The sequence below is a fragment of the Snodgrassella sp. B3882 genome, assembly GCF_026535915.1.
Classification (GTDB): Bacteria; Pseudomonadota; Gammaproteobacteria; order Burkholderiales; family Neisseriaceae; genus Snodgrassella.
On sequence record NZ_JAFNPF010000015.1, the window covers coordinates 1 to 1089 of the forward strand.

Annotated in this window: 1 protein-coding gene; it reads left to right on the forward strand. The window is 29.2% G+C overall.

Features of this window, described 5'->3' with window-relative positions:
- The coding region (locus tag J3U68_RS10605; protein WP_267376899.1) for a hypothetical protein at positions 1–201 on the forward strand (201 nt) is incomplete at its 5' end.
- Positions 202–1089: the final 888 nt, after the last annotated feature.

Genomic DNA, 1089 nt, shown 5'->3' on the forward strand with positions numbered 1-1089 from the left:
ATCTATAATTTCCTCAATGCTGGTAAGTCTGGCATTCAAAAACCGCCTGGTGAAAAAACAACTATTGAAAATTGCTTCCGCAAAAAACCACAAGCAAGTCTGTCTAACGGTGAGCAAATAACATTAGAAGGGATACCGATGTGTGGCGTTAGCTTTAAAAGACTTAGCTGGCGCGAGATTAAAACCGATTTCATCAATTAATACAGCAAATAATAGCCAAGCAGGTCAGATGATTTCATCTGACCTTTTTTTGCCATCTCAATTAATCATATTTATCTGTTCAAAACATTCAGATTTTGATGATTAACCATCATAATTAAAAGCTTCAATTATTTGTCGGCTCCTGCATCGACAGCTTGCAGTAAAATGATTCATGCTCAACACGGCTAGTATTGAGATTAAAAAACCTATTAGTTTGCCTATAAATTCTAATCAAAAACAGGCGAACCAAAATTTTAGCCATAACAGCGGCTGCTGATTACTGCCCAGTAACAATTTATTCCAATATTGCCCATAAAATATGGTTAACTGTAATAACCTCAATTTTATTGAGACATGATGTCTACTTAACTAGTCACTCATTTCTTCAACAATTTATCAGCACTATTTCTAAAACCTAACCATAAAACGCTTTGACAGATCGAGACCATACTGTTGAATTGGTTTAATCAACAATATCTAATTTGCATGAACATCCGCAATAACTGTTTGATTGCCAACTCAGATTAATTAAATTTAAATGCACAGAATTTGTATATTTACATCAATTAAACAATAATTATAAATATTTACTTAAATTCATTTAAGAAGATTTTCTTTGCTGATTAATTAATAATACCTAATTTAAATAATCATATGCCATAAATCAGCACTAAAAAATATAATATAATTTAATATTAAGTTAATAAAAATTAATTATTAACTAATAATAAAAAAACCCAGAATGATTACCACGCACAAATATAACATATACAAATATATGTAAAAATGATTTAATTAATTATAGAAGATTAGAGCTTAAATTAATTTTGATTTTGCGACTTATTCAATAATAAAGTAAATATGGAGAATTGAATGTTTATAGGGCGT